The organism is Escherichia sp. HH26CH (genome assembly GCF_009820205.1).
Lineage (GTDB): Bacteria > Pseudomonadota > Gammaproteobacteria > Enterobacterales > Enterobacteriaceae > Escherichia > Escherichia coli_F.
The window spans coordinates 100236-121581 of record NZ_VNXM01000025.1 but is presented as its reverse complement, the minus strand read 5'-3'; the positions used below and the strand labels follow the sequence as shown (position 1 = coordinate 121581).

Sequence of the window (21346 nt, the reverse complement as noted above, 5' to 3'; positions counted from 1 at the left end):
GCCGCGCGAACCTCTGCAACGGAAGATCATTCATAGCAACAATACATTAGTTTCCAGTGAATTGCTGCCGTCAGTTTGAAAAAAGGGGCCACTCAGGCCCCTTTTCTGAAACTCGCAAGAATTAGCGACGCAGACCCAGGCGCTCGATGAGCTGGGTGTAACGTGCTACGTCTTTACGTTTCAGGTAGTCGAGCAGTTTACGACGCTGAGAAACCATGCGCAGCAGACCACGACGGCTGTGGTGATCTTTTTTGTGCTCTGCAAAGTGGCCCTGCAGGTGGTTGATCTGTGCAGTCAGCAGTGCTACCTGAACTTCGGTAGAACCGGTGTCGTTTGCGTCACGACCAAACTCAGAAACGATTTTAGCTGTTGCTTCAGTACTTAGAGACATTTTAAAACTCCAAAGTATATAGAATGAAAGGACGCCGATCTCTAATTCAGCGATCCCAGTGTACGTTACGCAAAGTGTTAAACAATTTACGCGACGTTAAGCGGCAGTATTCTACTCGTAGCGACTTGTTATCGCAAGACGGTTAACATTACGCCGGGTATTCAACCACCAGGCGACGAGGCGCAACGCGGCCTTCATCGTCAATTTCGCCCATACCGATAAACTTGCCGTTCTCACCTTCTGTAACGCGAACCAGTCCTTCCAGCGGCGCACCGGATGTACGAACCGGGTTACCATTTTTGAAGTAAACAGAAGACGTTAACGGAAGATTCACCACCGGATAGTCCGAAGCTGGACTGTCCATTGGCATCAGTAATGGATCAAGTAACTCCGCTGCCGGAATATCCTGCTGCTCGGCTTGCTCAACCAGTTCACGCAGATGTTCCAGAGTCACCATCCGTTCAACCGGATATTTACTTACAGCCAGGCGACGCAGGTAAATAACATGCGCGCCACAGCCGAGTTTTTCGCCGAGATCGTCAATGATAGTGCGGATATAGGTGCCTTTTGAGCAGTGAATTTCCAGCTCCAGTTCATTGCCTTCGTGGCGAATAAACAGCAATTCATAAACGGTAATCGGGCGTGCTTCACGAGGGACTTCAATTCCCTGACGCGCATATTCGTACAGTTTTTTGCCCTGGTATTTCAGTGCTGAATACATCGAAGGGATCTGTTCGATATCACCACGGAAAGTATCCAGTGCCGCCGCCAGTTGCTCTGCACTAAAGGTTACCGGACGTTCTTCAACGATTTGTCCGTCAGCGTCAGAAGTATCAGTACGCTGTCCAAGACGCGCAATCACCCGATAGCGTTTGTCGGAGTCCAGCAGATACTGGGAAAACTTCGTCGCTTCTCCGAGGCAAATCGGCAACATGCCGGTCGCCAGCGGGTCCAGCGCACCGGTATGCCCGGCACGATTAGCGTTATAAATCCGTTTCACTTTTTGCAGTGCATCGTTGCTGGACATACCCTGCGGTTTATCCAGCAACAAAACGCCGTTAATGTCGCGACCGCGACGACGAGGACGACTCATTAGTCCTCCTTGCTGTCGTCCGGATTAACACGACGTTCTTCGTCATGTTTGACCACGCTGGTCACCAGGTTTGACATACGCATCCCTTCAACCAGCGAGTTGTCGTAGAAGAAGGTCAGTTCCGGCACGATACGCAGGCGCATCGCTTTCCCCAGCAGGCTGCGGATGAAACCAGAGGCTTCTTGTAATGCTTTGATGCCCGCTTTAACCGCGTCTTCATCTTTGTCGTTAAGGAACGTCACATATACTTTTGCATACGCCAGGTCACGAGACATTTCGACACCGGAAACGGTGGTCATCATGCCCAGACGAGGATCTTTAATTTCGCGTTGCAGGATGAGAGCGATCTCTTTTTGCATTTCCTGCGCTACGCGCTGCGGGCGACCAAATTCTTTCGCCATAATAAATTCTCCTGACAAAAAAGGGGCTGTTAGCCCCTTTTTAAAATTAATTTCAGGTGGAAGGGCTGTTCACGTAGCCTGATAAGACGCGCCAGCGTCGCATCAGGCAATCCATGCCGGATGCGGCGTAAACGCCTTATCCCGCATAGAACCCTAAAACCTTAAGCGATGGTACGTTGGATCTCGATGATTTCGAATACTTCGATCACATCGCCAGTGCGGACGTCGTTGTAGTTCTTAACGCCGATACCACATTCCATACCGTTACGGACTTCGTTAACGTCATCTTTGAAGCGGCGCAGGGACTCCAGCTCGCCTTCGTAGATAACCACGTTGTCGCGCAGAACGCGGATCGGGTTGTGACGTTTAACCACACCTTCAGTAACCATACAACCTGCGATGGCACCAAATTTCGGTGATTTAAACACATCACGAACTTCCGCCAGACCGATAATCTGCTGTTTCAGTTCCGGAGACAGCATACCGCTCATCGCCGCTTTCACTTCGTCGATCAGGTTATAGATGACGGAGTAGTAACGCAGATCCAGGCTTTCCGCTTCAATCACTTTACGTGCAGAGGCATCAGCACGTACGTTGAAGCCAACCAGGATGGCGTTGGACGCCGCAGCCAGGGTAGCGTCGGTTTCGGTGATACCACCTACGCCAGAACCGATGATCTTCACTTTAACTTCGTCAGTAGACAGTTTCAGCAAGGAGTCGGAGATCGCTTCCACGGAACCCTGAACGTCTGCCTTCAGAACGATGTTCACTTCGTGAACTTCGCCTTCGGTCATGTTGGCGAACATGTTCTCGAGTTTCGATTTCTGCTGACGTGCCAGTTTAACTTCACGGAATTTGCCCTGACGATACAGTGCAACTTCACGTGCTTTCTTCTCGTCACGCACTACGGTAACTTCGTCACCCGCTGCCGGAACACCGGACAAGCCAAGGATTTCAACTGGAATGGACGGACCTGCTTCCAGCACTTCCTGACCCATTTCGTTACGCATTGCGCGAACACGACCGTATTCGAAACCACACAGAACGATGTCGCCCTTGTGCAGAGTACCTTCACGTACCAGAACAGTAGCAACCGGACCACGACCTTTATCGAGGAAGGATTCGATAACCGCACCGCTCGCCATACCTTTACGTACCGCTTTCAGTTCCAGAACTTCTGCCTGCAACAGGATGGCGTCCAGCAGTTCATCGATACCGGTACCTGCTTTCGCAGACACGTGTACGAACTGGCTTTCACCGCCCCACTCTTCCGGCAGGATGCCGTACTGAGAGAGTTCGTTCTTAACGCGATCTGGATCGGCTTCTGGTTTGTCGATCTTGTTCACTGCAACCACAACCGGCACGCCTGCCGCTTTCGCGTGCTGAATTGCTTCGATGGTCTGCGGCATTACGCCGTCGTCGGCAGCAACAACCAGGACTACGATGTCCGTTGCCTGCGCACCACGTGCACGCATTGAAGTAAACGCGGCGTGCCCCGGGGTGTCCAGGAAGGTGATCATGCCGTTTTCAGTTTCAACGTGGTATGCACCAATGTGCTGGGTAATGCCGCCCGCTTCGCCAGAGGCCACTTTCGTTGAACGAATGTAGTCCAGCAAAGAGGTTTTACCGTGATCAACGTGACCCATGATGGTCACAACCGGCGCGCGCGGTTCAGCCGCAGCACCTGTGTCACGGTCGCTCATTACCGCTTCTTCCAGCTCGTTTTCACGACGCAGGATAACCTTGTGGCCCATCTCTTCAGCAACCAGCTGTGCGGTTTCCTGATCGATAACCTGGTTGATGGTTGCCATTGCGCCCAGTTTCATCATCGCTTTGATGACCTGAGAACCTTTAACCGCCATCTTGTTCGCCAGTTCGCCAACGGTGATGGTTTCGCCAATCACAACGTCACGGTTAACGGCCTGAGCTGGCTTCTGGAAGCCTTGCTGCAGCGAAGAACCTTTACGTTTCCCGCCTTTACCGCCACGTACTGCTGCGCGTGCTTCTTCACGATCAGCTTTTGATTCAGAGTGTTTGTTGCCTTTCTTCGGACGCGCTGCTTTCGCGTTACGACCACGGCCACGGCCGCCTTCGACTTCACGATCGCTTTCGTCTTCTGCCTGGCGAGCATGTTGAGAAGTAGTAACGTGATAATCGCTGGAATCTTCAGTCGGCTCCGCGTTATCAGTCCATTTGTTTTCTTCCGCCATACGACGTGCTTCTTCAGCAACGCGACGTGCTTCTTCTTCGAGTTTACGACGCGCTTCTTCTTCAGCTTTACGCTTGAGCTCTGCAGCTTCCTGCTCACGGCGGGCTTTTTCAGCCTGGGCGTTTTTAGTCATATCGTCTTGTTGATTGCTCACTTTGTCTTTTTCCGCAGCTTCACGTTTCGCTTGTTCAGCGGCTTCACGCTTAGCTTGTTCTGCGGCCTCACGTTCAGCTTTTTGTTGCGCCTCGCGTTTGGCCGATTCTTCTGCCTCACGACGGGCTTGCTCTTCCGCTTCACGCTGCGCCTGCTCTTCCGCAGCAAGGCGTTCAGCCTCTTGCGGATCGCGTTTCACAAAGGTGCGTTTCTTGCGGACTTCGATTTGTACCGATTTGCTTTTTCCACCGGTACCAGGAATGTTAAGGGTGCTGCGGGTTTTACGTTGCAGCGTTAATTTGTCCGGGCCTGAATTTTTCTGATTCAGGTGGTCAATTAAAGTCTGTTTCTCTTGTGCGGACACAGAGTCGTCAGCAGACTTCCGGATACCTGCATCAGCAAATTGCTGTACCAGGCGTTCCACGGAGGTCTGTCGCTCTGCGGCCAGCGTTTTAATCGTTACATCTGTCATGCTGTTCCTTCCTGCTACAGTTTATTACGCTTCGTCACCGAACCAGCAAATATTACGGGCAGCCATAATCAGTGCTCCGGCTTTTTCGTCGGTCAACCCTTCGATATCAGCCAGATCATCAATGCCCTGTTCGGCGAGATCTTCCAGCGTACAAACGCCACGGGCGGCCAGTTTGAATGCCAAATCACGATCTATCCCTTCAAGGTTCAGCAGATCGTCAGCCGGTTTGTTATCACCGAGGCTTTCTTCCTGGGCCTGTGCAATGGTGGCCAGTGCATTTTTAGCACGCTCGCGCAGTGCTTCAACGGTCGGCTCATCAAGGCCTTCGATTTCCAACAGCTCTTTCATCGGCACATAGGCCAGTTCTTCCAGCGTCGAGAAGCCTTCTTCTACCAGGACAGTCGCAAAGTCTTCGTCGATGTCGAGATATTTGGTGAAGGTGTCGATCGCTGCGTGCGCTTCTGCCTGATGCTTAGCCTGCAGGTCGTCAACGGTCATCACGTTGAGTTCCCAACCGCTCAGCTGCGAAGCCAGACGCACGTTCTGACCGTTACGGCCAATCGCCTGCGCCAGATTACCGGCTTCAACGGCGATATCCATGGTGTGTTTATCTTCATCCACCACGATAGAAGCAACGTCTGCCGGTGCCATTGCGTTAATCACGAACTGCGCCGGGTTATCATCCCACAGGACGATATCGATACGTTCGCCGCCCAGTTCAGTAGAAACCGCCTGAACACGCGCGCCACGCATACCTACGCAAGCACCTACCGGATCGATACGTTTATCGTTGGTTTTCACCGCGATTTTCGCACGAGAACCCGGGTCGCGAGCCGCTGCTTTAATTTCAATCACTTCTTCGCCGATTTCCGGCACTTCAATGCGGAACAGTTCGATCAGCATTTCCGGCTTGGAACGGGTGACGAACAGTTGTGCGCCACGCGCTTCCGGGCGAACAGAATAGAGCACGCCACGAACGCGGTCGCCAGGGCGGAAGTTTTCACGCGGCAGCATATCTTCACGCAGGATCACGGCTTCAGCGTTGTTGCCCAGATCCAGAGAGATGTTGTCGCGGTTTACTTTTTTCACCACGCCGGTGATGATTTCACCTTCATGTTCACGGAACTGATCAACCACCATCGCACGTTCGGCTTCACGCACTTTCTGCACAATAACCTGTTTTGCCGTCTGGGTGGTGATACGGTCAAAGGTAACAGACTCAATCTGATCTTCAACGTAATCGCCCAGATTCAGGCTTTCATCTTCAAAGCGCGCAGCTTCAAGAGTGATTTCTTTCGTTGGCTGGGTGACTTCATCAACTACCAGCCAGCGACGGAAGGTGTCAAAATCACCGCTTTTGCGATCGATTTGTACGCGAACGTCGATCTCTTGTTCGTATTTTTTCTTGGTTGCTGTAGCCAGCGCGCTTTCCAACGCTTCGAAAATTTTCTCGCGAGGCAGCGCCTTTTCATTGGAGACGGCTTCAACTACAGCCAAAATTTCTTTGTTCATCGCGGGCTTTTCACCTCATCCAGACTATTAAAAGTGGGGAACCAGGTTCGCCTTCTGGATATTACTCAGCGCGAACACTTCATCTTTACCTTCGACGGTAACTGTGATCATTTCACCGTCTACCGCTTTGATAACGCCCTGCCATTTACGACGGTTTTGTACCGCCATACGGAGAACCAGAGTCACCTCTTCTCCGACGAAACGGGCGTAGTGTTCAGCCGTGAACAGTGGGCGATCGAGACCCGGTGAGGAGACTTCCAGGTTATAAGCAACGGTGATGGGATCTTCGACATCCAGCACAGCACTTACCTGGTGGCTCACATCAGCACAATCATCAACATTGATGCCATCTTCACTATCAATATAGATGCGCAGTGTGGATGTGCGACCGCGAATAAACTCGATGCCAACCAGTTCAAAACCCAGGGCCTCAACTGGCGCAGTAATCATCTCTGTTAATTTTTGCTCTAATGTGGACAAGCCCACCCCCAAGACATAAAAAAAGGGCCTAAAGCCCAGTTATTCTGTAGTCAGATAACAAAAAACCCCGATAAATCGGGGCTTTATATAACTGAACCCTATAACCGCAACTGCGGTCTGGAGCACTTTCCAGAAGGATTTTTTCAAATCCCACTACGAAGGCCAAAGTCTTCACAGTATATTTGAAAAAGGACTCTAAGGGAAAGTGGTTGCGGGGGCCGGATTTGAACCGACGACCTTCGGGTTATGAGCCCGACGAGCTACCAGGCTGCTCCACCCCGCGCCTGAAACGTGGCAAATTCTACTCGTTTTGGGTAAAAAATGCAAATACTGCTGGGATTTGGTGTACCGAGACGGGACGTAAAATCTGCAGGCATTATAGTGATCCACGCCACATTTTGTCAACATTTATTGCTAATCGCGTGAATGAATATCCAGTTCACTTTCGTTTGTCGAATACTTTTGCCCTCTACTGCTCCTCCTTAAGCGCATTATTTTACAAAAAACACACTAAACTCTTCCTGTCACCGATAAAAGATGATTAAATGAAAACTCATTTATTTTGCATAAAAATTCAGTGAGAGCGGAAATCCAGGCTCATCATCAGTTAATTAAGCAGGGTGTTATTTTATGACGACGATTCTCAAGCATCTCCCGGTAGGTCAACGTATTGGTATCGCTTTTTCCGGCGGTCTGGACACCAGTGCCGCACTGCTGTGGATGCGACAAAAGGGAGCGGTTCCTTATGCATATACTGCAAACCTGGGCCAGCCAGACGAAGAGGATTATGATGCGATCCCTCGTCGTGCCATGGAATACGGCGCGGAGAACGCACGTCTGATCGACTGCCGCAAACAACTGGTTGCCGAAGGTATTGCCGCTATTCAGTGTGGCGCATTTCATAACACCACCGGCGGCCTGACCTATTTCAATACGACGCCGCTGGGCCGCGCCGTGACCGGCACCATGCTGGTTGCTGCCATGAAAGAAGATGGCGTGAATATCTGGGGTGACGGCAGCACCTATAAAGGAAACGATATCGAACGTTTCTATCGTTACGGTCTGCTGACCAATGCTGAACTGCAGATTTACAAACCGTGGCTTGATACTGACTTTATTGATGAACTGGGCGGTCGTCATGAAATGTCTGAATTTATGATTGCCTGCGGTTTCGACTACAAAATGTCTGTCGAAAAAGCCTACTCTACGGACTCCAACATGCTTGGTGCAACGCATGAAGCGAAGGATCTGGAATACCTCAACTCCAGCGTCAAAATCGTCAACCCGATTATGGGCGTGAAGTTCTGGGATGAGAGCGTGAAGATCCCGGCAGAAGAAGTCACAGTACGCTTTGAGCAAGGTCATCCAGTGGCGCTGAACGGTAAAACCTTTAGCGACGACGTAGAAATGATGCTGGAAGCTAACCGCATCGGCGGTCGTCACGGCCTGGGCATGAGCGACCAGATTGAAAACCGTATCATCGAAGCGAAAAGCCGTGGTATTTACGAGGCTCCGGGGATGGCGCTGCTGCACATTGCGTATGAACGTCTGCTTACTGGTATTCACAACGAAGACACCATTGAGCAGTATCATGCACATGGTCGTCAGTTGGGCCGTCTGCTGTACCAGGGACGTTGGTTTGACTCCCAGGCGCTGATGCTGCGTGACTCCCTGCAACGCTGGGTTGCCAGCCAGATCACTGGTGAAGTTACCCTGGAACTGCGCCGCGGGAACGATTACTCCATCCTTAATACCGTCTCTGACAATCTGACCTACAAGCCAGAGCGTCTGACGATGGAAAAAGGCGACTCGGTGTTCTCGCCAGATGATCGTATCGGTCAACTGACCATGCGCAACCTGGATATCACCGATACCCGCGAGAAACTTTTCGGTTATGCCAAAACTGGCCTGCTTTCCTCCTCTGCCGCTTCGGGCGTGCCGCAGGTGGAGAATCTGGAAAATAAAGGCCAGTAATTCGACATCAACCCTGCCCTTCAGGGGTGGGGTTACCTTGCTTATCCTCAGTAAACTCCTTTCTTAGCATCACAAAATCGAAAACATCATGGTTTGCATCTACAACCCGTGAGTCTCCTTTATAGTGTGCAATCACTTCCTCCAGCGTTTGCGGCTGTTCCGGCTTTGTTACCCCCATCCACGCATTAATAAGGTAATTATTGTAAGCAGTGGAAAAGATATCGTTTTCCGTTGTGCGATCCACGCCATCCCCAAGAACGGGGCTATACCAGATAAACATCGGAACATGATATGCCTGCTGGCTGGCCTCCCTGCCTCCATGAAAATAAATGTTCTTCTTCGTCGGGTCGCGTTCCAGGCCATGGTCGGCAAAATACATGACCGAGGCTCGGCGATCTTTTAATAATTCAAAAACCTGACCTAGCAAACTATCTGTGTAATGAATGGAGTTGTCATAGCAGGCATCCTGATCGTCCTGTGGTTGAAACACGGCGCTGGATTGCGGATAGGCGCTACAAGCCGGTTCATGGCTTCCATTTAAATGAAGAACAATCAGTTTCTTTTGCTGCGTCTTTTGCTGTAACGCTTGCGATAAATGCGGCAACAACAATTCATCAAATCCTCTGACATAGACTGTTTCCATGGCGCGCATGGCGATACTGGTAACTGCTGTACCATTCTGCCGAAAAGCGGATTGCGAGCTTAGCCAGAAAGTCTGAAATCCTGCTTGATTAGCCATATTAATAATGTTGTCCGGGTAATTATGAATGTCATGACTCAAAACAGAATCAGCAGTTAAAGAAAGGGGAACCGACAGCGCAGTGTAAGGTGCGCCGCTTATTGCTTGATTAAACAGTTTGATCTGTTTTCTTTGTGCTTCGACTTGCGGTGTCGTAGAGCGTGTATATCCATACAAAGACATATTGTCGACACGTACAGACTCCCCCACAATCAACACGTAGGTATCAATACCTGTATCCCTGACTGATAATTGAAAATACGGCACCGTGTTTGCAATTGAGAGTAATCTTTGATGCTCTTTCGCTGCTAAAGCAAAATAATTGAGATTGAAAAACGGTGTATAGGTAGCAAATCGCGACGCTAGTATATATGGACTGAACGCTTTTTTATTTTTTGCATCTTTATAAGCAAATTGACTAGCGGAAAATAAACTGCCCGAAATGACAATCAGCAATAATATTCCTGTCACTTTTTTCGTCGGCAAGGAAACATCATATTTTATTATTACTGCCAAAAAAAGAAGGGATAAAAAGGCAAAAGCACATAGATAAGGGATATACATCCCCAGCATTTTGACAACTTCATCCGGATCACTCTGCAGCACACTAATCGCAAATCCATCATTGAAAGTTGTACCAAAGGTACACCATGAATAGAGGCTAATACTCATGTCTGCCGCTGTCAGTAACACAAATGGTGCGGCAACAAGCAGGCGAAGCGGAAGGGATGATATACGTTTAACAACCAGGATGGTCAGAACGAAGAACAGCAATCGCTGAACCATATGCGCTCCGGAAGAGGCGACTAAGTTCGTAATACCAAAAACAATAACACAAAGATACAACAACCAATGAGATTTAGAACTTCTAACAAATTTGTTGAATACTGTCATCCAGAAATCCAAGTTCACAACCAATATAAACAATTATCAACAATGTTCAATTTTATATCAGACATGTTCTTCAACGCTGATCCATATCAGACCGAAACACTGTTAGTTTTTTCTTTTTAAATGATGCGGCCATTGTTCTCAGTAATTAAATAACATTATCAATGCGTCTCTAAACATTACGCAGAACGTAGCCATCAGTAGTTATACTGACAGGAGCAGGATGGTTTATCGAGAAGTAAACATATCCGTATTCGTACCGGAACTGGAGTTGACACAATAAAGTGCCAATTATGTCAGCAGTAGGGAAAAGTTTATAACTAAGGCGTACCGGCACCATCGTTTCAAAGTACCAGCTACGAGTAAAGCAACTGGACGAGATACAGATACCTGACAACCATTCCTCAGACCAGGACCAAAACGAAAAAAGACGCTTTTCAGCGTCTCTTTTCTGGAATTTGGTACCGAGGACGGGACTTGAACCCGTAAGCCCTATTGGGCACTACCACCTCAAGGTAGCGTGTCTACCAATTCCACCACCTCGGCACGGATACTACTTTTTAGTTCGGGATATCGCTGGTCGGCTTAGCCGGAGCAGCTGGCTGAGTTTGTTCGGTTTTGGCCGGTGCACTCAGGTTTTCCCATTCACTACCTTTATTGGTTTTGTTGCTATTGATGTTACCCAGCACCAGACTGATGATGAAGAATAACGTTGCCAGCAGCGCCGTCATGCGGGTCATGAAGTTACCAGAACCACTTGAACCAAACAGCGTAGCGGAAGCGCCTGCTCCGAAGGAGGCTCCCATATCAGCGCCTTTACCTTGCTGCAGCATGATCAGACCAACAAGGCCAATTGCCACAATAAGGAAAACTACTAAAAGAGCTTCGTACATAATCAACCTGTTCCTTGCGGAGTTGCCGCGTACCAATGCTTCAACCAATAAAGCGGGAGTTTCTAATCTTTCCCACTGAAGCGGGTGTGAATACTAACCAAAGCGAATGACCTTCGCAAGGGCAATTTTATCGCATTGTATCAACTGCGGAAAAAAACAGCAAAACCGATGTGTTCGCTGAGAAAAAAGGCGACAATCGCCGCCTTTTTAGCCAGTTATCTAACGCGTTAAACGGCTTTTACTGCATCGGCGATGCGGTGTGCAAATTCAGTCACCTGCGCTTCGTCTTCGCCTTCTACCATCACGCGAATTAACGGTTCGGTGCCGGATTTACGCAACAGCACACGTCCACGGCTACCCAGCGCCGCTTCAACTTCTGCGGTTACAGCTTTGACTGATTCATGCTCCAGCGGATCGCCGCTACCTGCGGTGTAACGCACGTTAACCAGAATCTGCGGGAACATTTTCATACCACTGCAAAGGTCGTGCAGGCTCATATGGTTACGCGCCATCGCCGCCAGCACCTGCAAACCAGCAACGATGCCGTCACCGGTTGTGGTTTTATCCAGCAGGATCACATGACCAGAGTTCTCTGCACCGATACGCCAGCCTTTCTCCTGCATTTTTTCCAGTACGTAGCGATCGCCCACTTTCGCACGAGCAAACGGAATTCCTAGCTGTTTCAGGGCGAGTTCCAGTCCCATGTTGCTCATCAATGTACCCACCGCGCCACCACGCAGTTGGCCCTGACGCAGACCTTCGCGCGCGATGATATACATAATCTGGTCGCCATCGACTTTATTGCCTTCATGGTCAACCATAATCACACGGTCGCCGTCACCGTCAAAGGCGATACCAAGATCTGCTTTTTCAGCCAGTACGCGCGCCTGTAACGCACGAACATCAGTTGCCCCCACTTCGGCATTGATGTTTACGCCGTTCGGCTCACAACCGATAGCGATAACGTTCGCCCCCAGTTCACGCAGCACGTTCGGCGCGATGTGATAAGTCGCGCCATTTGCGCAATCCACCACAATCTTCAGTTCACTGAGGCTAAGTTCGTTCGGGAACGTGGCTTTGCAAAACTCGATATAGCGACCCGCAGCATCAACGATACGGCTGGCTTTACCCAGTTCTGCCGAATCAACACAGCTGATCTCCTTTTCCATTTCCGCTTCGATGGCTTCTTCAACTGCATCCGGCAGCTTAGTACCGTCAATAGAAAAGAATTTAATGCCGTTATCGTAGAATGGGTTATGCGATGCAGAAATTACAATCCCGGCCTCTGCGCGGAAGGTACGCGTCAGATAAGCCACGGCAGGTGTAGGCATCGGGCCTGTAAAGAGTGCGGAAAGGCCCGCAGCCGCCAGACCCGCTTCCAGTGCTGACTCCAGCATATAGCCAGAAATACGCGTGTCTTTACCAATAATGATCTTACGGGAGCCGTGGCGCGCCAGCACTTTACCGGCGGCCCAACCCAACTTAAGTACAAAATCAGGGGTGATCGGCGCATCCCCTACACGACCACGAATCCCATCGGTACCGAAATATTTACGATTACTCATAGCGTTTGTTTTCCTTTGCAGACAGAGTGGCTTCCACCACCCGCATCGCTTCTACGGTTTCTTTGACGTCATGAACACGAATGATGTGCGCACCTTGCATTGCGGCAATGACCGCACAGGCCAAACTACCGCTCAGGCGCTCGGACGGCCCCACGTTCAGCAATTGCCCAATCATCGATTTTCGTGACATACCCACCAACAGCGGCAGGTTGAAATGGTGAAATTCAGCCAGGCGCGCCAGTAATGAATAGTTATGGGAGAGATTTTTACCGAAACCGAATCCGGGGTCGAGCAACAATTTCTCTTTTGCGATACCCGCCTGCTCACAACGAGCTATCTGCTCAATAAAGTAGCGATTCACTTCCGCAAAGACATCGTCATACTTCGGGGCTTCCTGCATGGTTTTTGGATTTCCCTGCATATGCATCAGGCAAACTGGCAAACCGGTTTCTGCAGCAGCTTCCAGAGCGCCAGGTTCGGAAAGGGAGCGAATATCGTTAATAATGTGAGCACCAACTTTTGCTGACTCACGGATGACTTCTGGTTTGGAAGTATCTACCGAGATCCAGACTTCGAAGCGTTGAGCAATTGCCTCAACCACAGGAATAACACGCTGCAACTCTTCTTCAACGCTAACTTCCGCCGCCCCTGGGCGCGTGGACTCGCCACCAACGTCAATGATCGTCGCGCCAGCGTTAATCATCAGATTCGCATGTTTCACCGCATCTATCAGCGAGTTATGCGTGCCGCCATCCGAAAAGGAATCAGGCGTAACGTTGAGGATCCCCATTACGTGAGGATGGCTAAGGTCCAGTGAAGTGCCCTGGGCAAAGAGTTTCATGATGTTATCCCTGGTATGAATTGATAAGAAAAAACCCCGGAGCACGCCCCGGGGTTTTCAGTACAAATACAGTCATCTAATGCGGGAACTTACTTGTCGCCTAACTGCTCTGACATGGTGTTACCCGGGTTCGGCGTACGCGGTTCATCAACCGGACGCGGAGCCTTTGGACTACCATTGTCGCCAGAATTGTTAGAAGCGCCTGGTTCTTCCCAGCCCGCTGGCGGACGTACATCGCGACGTGCCATCAGGTCATCAATCTGCGGTGCGTCGATAGTCTCATATTTCATGAGAGCATCTTTCATCGCATGCAGAATATCCATGTTGTCGGTCAGAAGCTGACGCGCACGATTATAGTTACGCTCGATCAGTGCTTTCACTTCCTGGTCGATGATGCGTGCCGTTTCATCGGACATATGTTTCGCTTTCGCTACGCTACGACCGAGGAACACTTCACCTTCTTCTTCCGCATACAGCAGCGGACCGAGTTTCTCAGAGAAGCCCCACTGGGTAACCATGTTACGCGCCAGGTTGGTCGCAACTTTAATATCGTTGGACGCCCCGGTAGAAACATGTTCCGGCCCGTAGATGATCTCTTCTGCCAGACGACCGCCGTACAGCGTAGAAATCTGGCTTTCCAGTTTCTGACGGCTGGCGCTGATTGCGTCGCCCTCAGGCAAGAAGAAGGTCACACCCAGCGCACGACCGCGCGGGATAATCGTTACTTTGTGCACCGGATCGTGTTCCGGCACCAGGCGACCGATAATCGCGTGACCTGCTTCGTGGTAAGCAGTCGATTCTTTTTGCGCTTCCGTCATCACCATGGAGCGACGTTCCGCACCCATCATGATTTTGTCTTTCGCTTTCTCGAACTCAACCATCGACACAACACGTTTGTTGCCACGAGCAGCGAACAGTGCCGCTTCGTTCACCAGGTTCGCCAGGTCAGCACCGGAGAAACCAGGAGTACCACGGGCAATGATTGCCGCGTCGATATCGGGTGCCAATGGTACGCGACGCATGTGAACTTTCAGAATCTGCTCACGACCGCGAACATCTGGCAAGCCAACCACAACCTGACGGTCGAAACGGCCAGGACGCAGCAGCGCCGGGTCGAGAACGTCCGGACGGTTAGTCGCAGCGATAACAATGATACCTTCGTTACCTTCGAAGCCATCCATCTCAACCAGCATCTGGTTCAGAGTCTGTTCACGTTCATCGTGACCACCGCCCAGACCTGCGCCACGCTGGCGGCCTACGGCGTCGATTTCATCGATAAAGATGATGCACGGAGCCGCTTTCTTCGCCTGTTCGAACATGTCACGAACACGGGATGCACCCACACCGACGAACATTTCTACGAAGTCAGAACCGGAGATAGTAAAGAACGGAACTTTCGCTTCGCCTGCAATCGCTTTCGCCAGCAGCGTTTTACCGGTACCCGGAGGACCGACCATCAGGACGCCTTTCGGGATCTTACCGCCGAGTTTCTGGAAGCGGCTCGGCTCGCGCAGATACTCAACCAGTTCAGCAACTTCTTCTTTTGCTTCGTCGCAGCCCGCAACGTCAGCAAAGGTCGTTTTGATCTGATCTTCCGTCAGCATGCGCGCTTTGCTCTTACCGAACGACATGGCACCTTTGCCACCGCCGCCCTGCATTTGACGCATGAAGAAGATCCAGACACCAATCAGCAACAGCATCGGGAACCAGGAGATGAAGATAGAAGCCAGCAGGCTTGGTTCTTCAGGCGGTTCACCGACAACCTTGACGTTCTTGGTCAACAGGTTATCCAGTAATTTCGGATCCTGAACCGGAATGTAAGTGGTATAACGGTTACTATCTTTCTTGGTAACGTTGATTTCACGTCCGTTGATACGCGCTTCACGAACCTGGTCGTTATTGACCTCTTGTAGGAAGGTAGAGTAATCCACCTTACGGCCATTAGACTCGCTGGGCCCAAAGCTCTGGAATACTGACATCAGCACAACGGCAATGACCAGCCAGAGTATTAGGTTTTTCGCCATGTCACTCAAGGGATTAACCTCTTATTACAACTGTGTTAAAAACAGCGTCAGGATACTCTATATCCAGCATCTTTCAAACTTTCGTCTGAAATCTCCCGGTTAGGGTTTACGCCCGGTCGCTACAATATACACTTCCCGCGAACGTGCACGAGAAGAGTCCGGCTTACGAACTTTGACCTTCGTAAACAGGGAGCGAATTTCCCTTAGATACTCATCGAAACCTTCGCCCTGGAACACCTTCACTACAAAACTGCCACCTGGCGCTAATACATCACGACACATTTCTAACGCCAGTTCCACCAGATACATGGCACGGGGGATATCCACCGCCGGTGTTCCGCTCATGTTTGGTGCCATATCGGACATGACAACCTGGACTTTGCTGTCGCCAACGCGCTCCAGCAGTGCTTTCATCACCAGTTCATCACGAAAATCGCCCTGAAGAAAGTCCACACCAACGATAGGATCCATAGGTAAAAGATCGCAAGCGATGATGCGGCCTTTGCCGCCAATTTGGGTGACCACATATTGTGACCAACCACCCGGAGCAGCACCAAGGTCGACAACCGTCATTCCCGGTTTAAAGAGTTTGTCACTTTGCTGTATTTCATCAAGTTTAAACCAGGCACGGGAACGTAACCCCTTTTTCTGTGCCTGTTGAACATATTTATCGCTAAAGTGTTCCTGAAGCCAGCGGCTGGAGCTGGCAGAACGCTTCTTACCTGTCATTTAACTTTCCCATGGGGATAACTCATCGTAACCAATTGCGTAAATTTTTACGCGCCTATTTGGTGATATATGGGAGATGGCGGTAGAATGACCCGTTTTCAATCCCAACGTAAGCAAAAAATACGATGAATCTGAGTACTAAACAAAAACAGCACCTGAAAGGTCTGGCACATCCGCTCAAGCCAGTTGTTCTGCTTGGCAGTAATGGTTTGACCGAAGGGGTGCTGGCCGAGATTGAACAAGCGTTAGAGCACCATGAACTCATCAAGGTGAAAATCGCCACCGAAGATCGCGAAACTAAAACCTTGATCGTGGAAGCTATCGTGCGCGAAACCGGCGCCTGTAATGTACAGGTCATCGGTAAAACGCTGGTGCTTTATCGCCCAACTAAAGAACGTAAAATCTCGTTGCCACGCTAAGATTATCCTAAAGTTACACACATTTGCTGTGTAAAACGAGGGGTTTTCCGCAGGCAGGAGAGCAAAATGCCACGCTCTGTTCGTTGATAAAAGGCCGCATAGCGGCCTTTTTCCTTTCTTTACAATACATCAACATCTTGAGTATTGGGTAATTCTTACAGGTATTCCACCTTAATTACTTCAAATTCAACTTCGCCGCCCGGCGTTTTGATGACCACAACATCATCTTCTTCTTTGCCGATCAGGCCACGAGCAATAGGCGAGTTTACAGAAATCAGGTTCTGTTTAAAGTCAGCCTCATCATCGCCAACGATGCGATAAGTCTGCTCTTCGTCAGAATCCAGATTCAACACCGTTACGGTAGCACCAAAAATAACGCGCCCATTGTTAGGCATTTTGGTGACATCAATCACCTGCGCGTTCGACAGTTTGGCTTCAATATCTTTGATACGACCTTCGCAGAAACCCTGCTGTTCACGAGCTGCGTGGTATTCGGCGTTTTCTTTCAGGTCGCCATGCTCACGCGCTTCCGCGATAGCAGCAATGATTTCAGGACGGCGCACAGATTTCAGAAAATCCAGCTCTTCGCGTAATTTTTCAGCGCCGCGTAAGGTCATCGGAATAGCTTGCATTTGTTATACCTCTTGAATATTCCTGATGGGGCAAGTCTTCACCCACCCCGGCTGTTCGGCCTGCCCGGCAAAACTCCTCACCGGGACCAGAAGCAAAAAAATACCGACCCGGGTACAAGTCCCAGGTCAGCTACAATTCACATTTTGATAGTCATTTTACCCTGAAGTTCCCGAAGGGTCATCGTTTACTTTATAGGGCGTTGCGCCGTAGTATGACGGCTCGATTCCAGGTTGTTAGCGCGAGATTATGCGATTTTCCAGATTTATCATCGGATTGACCAGCTGTATAGCGTTCAGTGTTCAGGCCGCGAATGTTGATGAGTACATTACTCAACTCCCCGCTGGTGCCAACCTTGCCCTGATGGTGCAAAAAGTCGGCGCATCGGCCCCCGCTATTGATTACCACAGTCAGCAGATGGCGCTGCCCGCCAGTACGCAGAAAGTGATTACTGCGCTGGCGGCGTTGATTCAACTCGGCCCCGATTTTCGTTTTACTACTACGCTTGAAACCAAAGGCAATGTGGAAAACGGCGTACTCAAGGGTGACTTAGTGGCGCGATTTGGTGCCGATCCGACGTTAAAACGTCAGGATATTCGCAATATGGTCACGACTTTGAAAAAATCTGGCGTCAACCAAATTGATGGTAATGTGTTGATAGACACCTCCATTTTTGCCAGCCACGATAAAGCCCCCGGCTGGCCGTGGAATGACATGACACAATGCTTTAGCGCTCCGCCTGCCGCCGCCATAGTTGACCGCAACTGTTTCTCCGTCTCGCTCTACAGTGCCCAAAAACCCGGTGATATGGCCTTTATACGCGTGGCATCTTATTACCCTGTTACGATGTTCAGCCAGGTACGCACCCTCCCCCGTGGTTCTGCCGAAGCGCAATATTGCGAGCTGGATGTGGTGCCAGGCGACCTGAACCGCTTTACGCTGACCGGATGCCTGCCACAACGTTCTGAGCCGCTCCCGTTGGCTTTTGCCATACAGGATGGAGCCAGCTATGCCGGTGCAATTCTGAAAGATGAGTTAAAACAGGCAGGTATCACCTGGAGCGGAACACTGCTGCGCCAGACTCAGGTTAATGAACCCGGAACGGTAGTTGCCAGTAAACAGTCGGCCCCGTTGCACGATCTGCTTAAGATTATGCTGAAAAAGTCAGACAACATGATTGCCGATACGGTTTTCCGCATGATAGGCCATGCGCGCTTCAATGTGCCCGGAACATGGCGGGCCGGGTCGGACGCCGTACGTCAGATCCTGCGCCAGCAAGCCGGTGTCGATATCGGAAACACCATTATTGCCGATGGTTCAGGGCTTTCGCGGCATAACCTGATTGCACCTGCCACCATGATGCAGGTGCTGCAATACATTGCCCAACATGACAATGAACTTAACTTTATCTCTATGCTGCCGCTGGCAGGCTATGACGGCTCTTTGCAGTACCGTGCGGGCCTGCATCAGGCTGGCGTGGACGGAAAAGTCTCAGCAAAAACCGGCTCTTTGCAGGGGGTATATAACCTGGCGGGATTCATTACCACAGCGAGCGGGCAACGAATGGCGTTTGTACAATATCTTTCTGGCTATGCGGTAGAACCCGCGGATCAGCGTAATCGCCGCATTCCGTTAGTGCGTTTTGAAAGCCGTTTGTATAAAGATATTTATCAGAATAATTAGTCTAAAGAGAAACCCCGGCACATGGCCGGGGTTTAGCTGATTATCGCTTGTAAATGAACTCAACGCCTTCTTCGTCGTCTTCGTCCCAGTCGTCATCCCAGTCTTCATCATCCTCTTCAGCAATCTCTTCAAGCTGCTGACGGTGATAATCATCCCACATGAATTCGACTTTCTCTGGCTGTTTCGCTTCTTCGGCCTGCACAACTGGGTTTTCAATGATAAAAGTCATCACATCCCAGCAGAGATCTTTCACGCCCAGTCCGCTCGCCGCAGAGATCAGATAATATTTATCTTCCCAGCCCAGCGCCTCAGCGATCGCTTTCGCTTTCTCTTCGGCTTCTGCCTTATCCAGCAGGTCGATCTTGTTGAAGACTAACCAACGCGGTTTCGCCGCCAGATCCTGGCTGTATTTTTCCAGCTCGCTGATAATAATACGCGCGTTTTCAACCGGATCGGTACCGTCAATCGGATCGATATCGATGAGGTGCAACAAGACGCGGCAACGTTCCAGGTGCTTCAGGAAGCGAATCCCCAGTCCTGCACCTTCCGCAGCGCCTTCAATTAGCCCTGGAATATCGGCAACAACGAAGCTCTTTTCGTTGTCCATTCGTACCACACCCAGGCTCGGTACCAGAGTGGTAAACGGATAATCCGCCACTTTCGGTTTAGCCGCCGAAACAGCGCGGATAAAGGTCGATTTACCCGCATTCGGCATTCCCAACATACCGACGTCAGCCAGCAACATCAGCTCCAGCAGCAGCTCGCGCTTATCGCCCGGCGTACCGTTAGTTTTCTGCCGTGGCGTACGGTTAACGGACGATTTGAAGCGGGTATTGCCCAGACCGTGCCAGCCCCCCTTGGCAACCAGCAGACGCTGACCGTGTTTGGTCATATCGCCCATGGTTTCACCGGTACCCTGATCGATAACACGCGTACCTACCGGCACTTTAATCGTGACGTCTTTACCGCGCTTACCGGTACAATCGCGGCTTGCACCGTTCTGACCGCGTTCTGCACGGAAAGATTTTTCAAAACGATAATCGATAAGTGTGTTCAGGTTCTCGTCGGCTTCCATCCATACGTCACCACCGTCACCGCCGTCGCCGCCATCCGGGCCGCCTTTCGGAATATATTTTTCGCGGCGGAAACTCACGCAACCATTACCGCCATCACCTGCAACGACCAGAATCGATGCTTCATCAACAAACTTCATTTTATTCTCCGTAAATCATTCGCCTGCGCGGGGTTGCGATACCACCGTTGTATGCTTACGTAATCCGCCCCAAATACGATGACCAATGGCGGAATACATCGCGCCCGCAACCACGACAAACGCACCGAGATAACCTAAAAGGTTTAACATCGGTCTGGCGAAGAAATCGGGCCAGGCCAGTGATAAAAGATCTGAAAAAAACAGCGTAAACAGTGGGGTGAGCGTGATGATCGCGCTCACCTGCGCTGCCTGCCAGCGAGCCATCGCTTCCGCCAGGGCGCCATATCCTACCAATGTATTCAGTCCGCAAAAAATTAAACATGCGAGCTGCCAGTGGCTAAGCTGCGCTATCACTCCAGGATTTGCCAGAGGGAAGAGCGCAATCGTACATAAAGTGTACAGCAAAAACAGGATCTGCGGTGAGGCCAGCCGACGCAATAAAACCTTCTGCGCTACGCCATAACTCACCCAAACCGTCGCCGCACCGACCCCAAAGATAACTCCCCAGGTGTAATCGGTGAGCTTTGTAAATATCTCAACCAGACTGGTGTTAAAAAACATCACCAGGCCGCTCAGGAGCATCAATGCCCCCACTACCTGGGTACTGCGCATTTTCTCTTTCAGGATAAATACGCTGGCAACCATCATGCCAACTGGCGAGAGTTGCCCAATCACCTGCGAAGCGGTCGGACTCAGGTATTGCAAGGATGAGCTAAACAGGATGAAGTTCCCAAACAGCCCGGCGGTCGCCACTGCCAACAAAATCAACCAGCGTGGCTTACGAAACACGCGTAATGGCGGCAACCTCTTCTTCACCGCAAGAATGGCACCAAGGCCAATACTCGCCATCAAGAAACGGTAAAACACGATTGTCGGAGGTTCCATCACCTCCAGCACCTGCTTCATTGCAATTGGCAACGCCCCCCAGCAAATTGCTGTGGTGAGCGCCAAAAGAATGCCAATGCCTGCCTGCTGCTTCATACCGTATTCCCTACAAAACGCATTTGCGAGTTAACGCCGCACGATGCGAATTT

General features: G+C 50.6%; 18 protein-coding genes and 2 tRNA genes. 3 read left to right on the top strand and 17 right to left on the bottom strand.

Translation table 11 applies throughout. The annotated features are described in order from the left end of the window. Positions 1–121: 121 nt before the first annotated feature. From rpsO to FQ015_RS09080, 7 genes are all read right to left on the bottom strand, one after another. Positions 122–391: a 30S ribosomal protein S15 gene (rpsO, locus tag FQ015_RS09110; RefSeq protein WP_000059466.1), complete on the bottom strand. Its 270-nt coding sequence runs from the start codon at positions 389–391 to the stop codon at positions 122–124. A gap of 148 nt (positions 392–539) precedes the next feature. Further along, complete coding sequence (gene truB / locus FQ015_RS09105; protein ID WP_000089698.1) at positions 540–1484, bottom strand: tRNA pseudouridine(55) synthase TruB; 945 nt, start codon at positions 1482–1484, stop codon at positions 540–542. Next, on the bottom strand, positions 1484–1885 hold the full coding sequence (rbfA, locus tag FQ015_RS09100; RefSeq protein ID WP_001040205.1) for a 30S ribosome-binding factor RbfA: 402 nt from the start codon (positions 1883–1885) through the stop codon (positions 1484–1486). Before rbfA ends, truB begins: the two co-directional genes overlap by 1 nt. A gap of 161 nt (positions 1886–2046) precedes the next feature. Further along, positions 2047–4719, bottom strand: coding sequence for a translation initiation factor IF-2 (gene infB / locus FQ015_RS09095; protein ID WP_000133052.1), 2673 nt, complete (start codon positions 4717–4719; stop codon positions 2047–2049). 24 nt (positions 4720–4743) lie between these two features. After that, the gene (gene nusA, locus FQ015_RS09090; RefSeq protein ID WP_001031046.1) at positions 4744–6231 is read right to left on the bottom strand and encodes a transcription termination factor NusA; all 1488 of its coding nucleotides are present in this window, start codon (positions 6229–6231) and stop codon (positions 4744–4746) included. A gap of 27 nt (positions 6232–6258) precedes the next feature. After that, positions 6259–6711, bottom strand: a complete 453-nt coding sequence (gene rimP, locus FQ015_RS09085; RefSeq protein ID WP_001300397.1) for a ribosome maturation factor RimP — start codon at positions 6709–6711, stop codon at positions 6259–6261. Between the two features lie 206 nt (positions 6712–6917). Then, positions 6918–6994, bottom strand: a tRNA-Met gene (locus FQ015_RS09080). Between the two features lie 347 nt (positions 6995–7341). Between FQ015_RS09080 and argG the strand changes: the two genes are divergently transcribed. Continuing rightward, positions 7342–8685, top strand: coding sequence for an argininosuccinate synthase (gene argG / locus FQ015_RS09075; protein ID WP_000207675.1), 1344 nt, complete (start codon positions 7342–7344; stop codon positions 8683–8685). A gap of 7 nt (positions 8686–8692) precedes the next feature. Here argG and FQ015_RS09070 read toward each other — a convergent pair whose 3' ends face one another. From FQ015_RS09070 to rlmE, 7 genes are all read right to left on the bottom strand, one after another. Then, positions 8693–10318: a phosphoethanolamine transferase gene (locus tag FQ015_RS09070; RefSeq protein ID WP_077782411.1), complete on the bottom strand. Its 1626-nt coding sequence runs from the start codon at positions 10316–10318 to the stop codon at positions 8693–8695. Positions 10319–10774: 456 nt separating this feature from the next. After that, positions 10775–10861 (bottom strand) — tRNA-Leu (locus FQ015_RS09065). A 14-nt stretch (positions 10862–10875) separates the two neighbouring features. Next, positions 10876–11208: a preprotein translocase subunit SecG gene (gene secG, locus FQ015_RS09060; protein ID WP_001295556.1), complete on the bottom strand. Its 333-nt coding sequence runs from the start codon at positions 11206–11208 to the stop codon at positions 10876–10878. 227 nt (positions 11209–11435) lie between these two features. Next, on the bottom strand, positions 11436–12773 hold the full coding sequence (gene glmM, locus FQ015_RS09055) for a phosphoglucosamine mutase (RefSeq protein ID WP_000071137.1): 1338 nt from the start codon (positions 12771–12773) through the stop codon (positions 11436–11438). Beyond that, on the bottom strand, positions 12766–13614 hold the full coding sequence (folP, locus tag FQ015_RS09050; RefSeq protein WP_000764731.1) for a dihydropteroate synthase: 849 nt from the start codon (positions 13612–13614) through the stop codon (positions 12766–12768). Before folP ends, glmM begins: the two co-directional genes overlap by 8 nt. Before the next feature lie 89 nt (positions 13615–13703). Beyond that, entirely contained in the window at positions 13704–15638 is a 1935-nt protein-coding gene (gene ftsH, locus FQ015_RS09045) for an ATP-dependent zinc metalloprotease FtsH (RefSeq protein WP_001107467.1), read from the bottom strand. Between the two features lie 99 nt (positions 15639–15737). Continuing rightward, positions 15738–16367: a 23S rRNA (uridine(2552)-2'-O)-methyltransferase RlmE gene (gene rlmE / locus FQ015_RS09040; RefSeq protein ID WP_000145975.1), complete on the bottom strand. Its 630-nt coding sequence runs from the start codon at positions 16365–16367 to the stop codon at positions 15738–15740. Positions 16368–16492: 125 nt separating this feature from the next. On the opposite strand from rlmE, the gene yhbY reads away from it, so the two are divergent. Next, entirely contained in the window at positions 16493–16786 is a 294-nt protein-coding gene (gene yhbY, locus FQ015_RS09035; RefSeq protein WP_001054420.1) for a ribosome assembly RNA-binding protein YhbY, read from the top strand. A 155-nt stretch (positions 16787–16941) separates the two neighbouring features. Here yhbY and greA read toward each other — a convergent pair whose 3' ends face one another. Further along, complete coding sequence (gene greA / locus FQ015_RS09030; RefSeq protein WP_001148001.1) at positions 16942–17418, bottom strand: transcription elongation factor GreA; 477 nt, start codon at positions 17416–17418, stop codon at positions 16942–16944. Between the two features lie 247 nt (positions 17419–17665). On the opposite strand from greA, the gene dacB reads away from it, so the two are divergent. After that, positions 17666–19099 carry a serine-type D-Ala-D-Ala carboxypeptidase gene (gene dacB / locus FQ015_RS09025; RefSeq protein ID WP_046081276.1) on the top strand — a complete coding sequence of 478 codons (1434 nt, stop codon included), beginning with the start codon at positions 17666–17668 and terminating at the stop codon, positions 19097–19099. 40 nt (positions 19100–19139) lie between these two features. Here the strand turns inward: dacB and cgtA are convergent, their stop codons facing one another. Continuing rightward, positions 19140–20312 (bottom strand): Obg family GTPase CgtA, encoded by a 1173-nt coding sequence (gene cgtA, locus FQ015_RS09020; protein ID WP_000673561.1) that lies wholly within the window; start codon positions 20310–20312, stop codon positions 19140–19142. Between the two features lie 15 nt (positions 20313–20327). Beyond that, positions 20328–21293 (bottom strand): DMT family transporter, encoded by a 966-nt coding sequence (locus FQ015_RS09015; RefSeq protein ID WP_000813040.1) that lies wholly within the window; start codon positions 21291–21293, stop codon positions 20328–20330. Positions 21294–21346 lie beyond the last annotated feature (53 nt).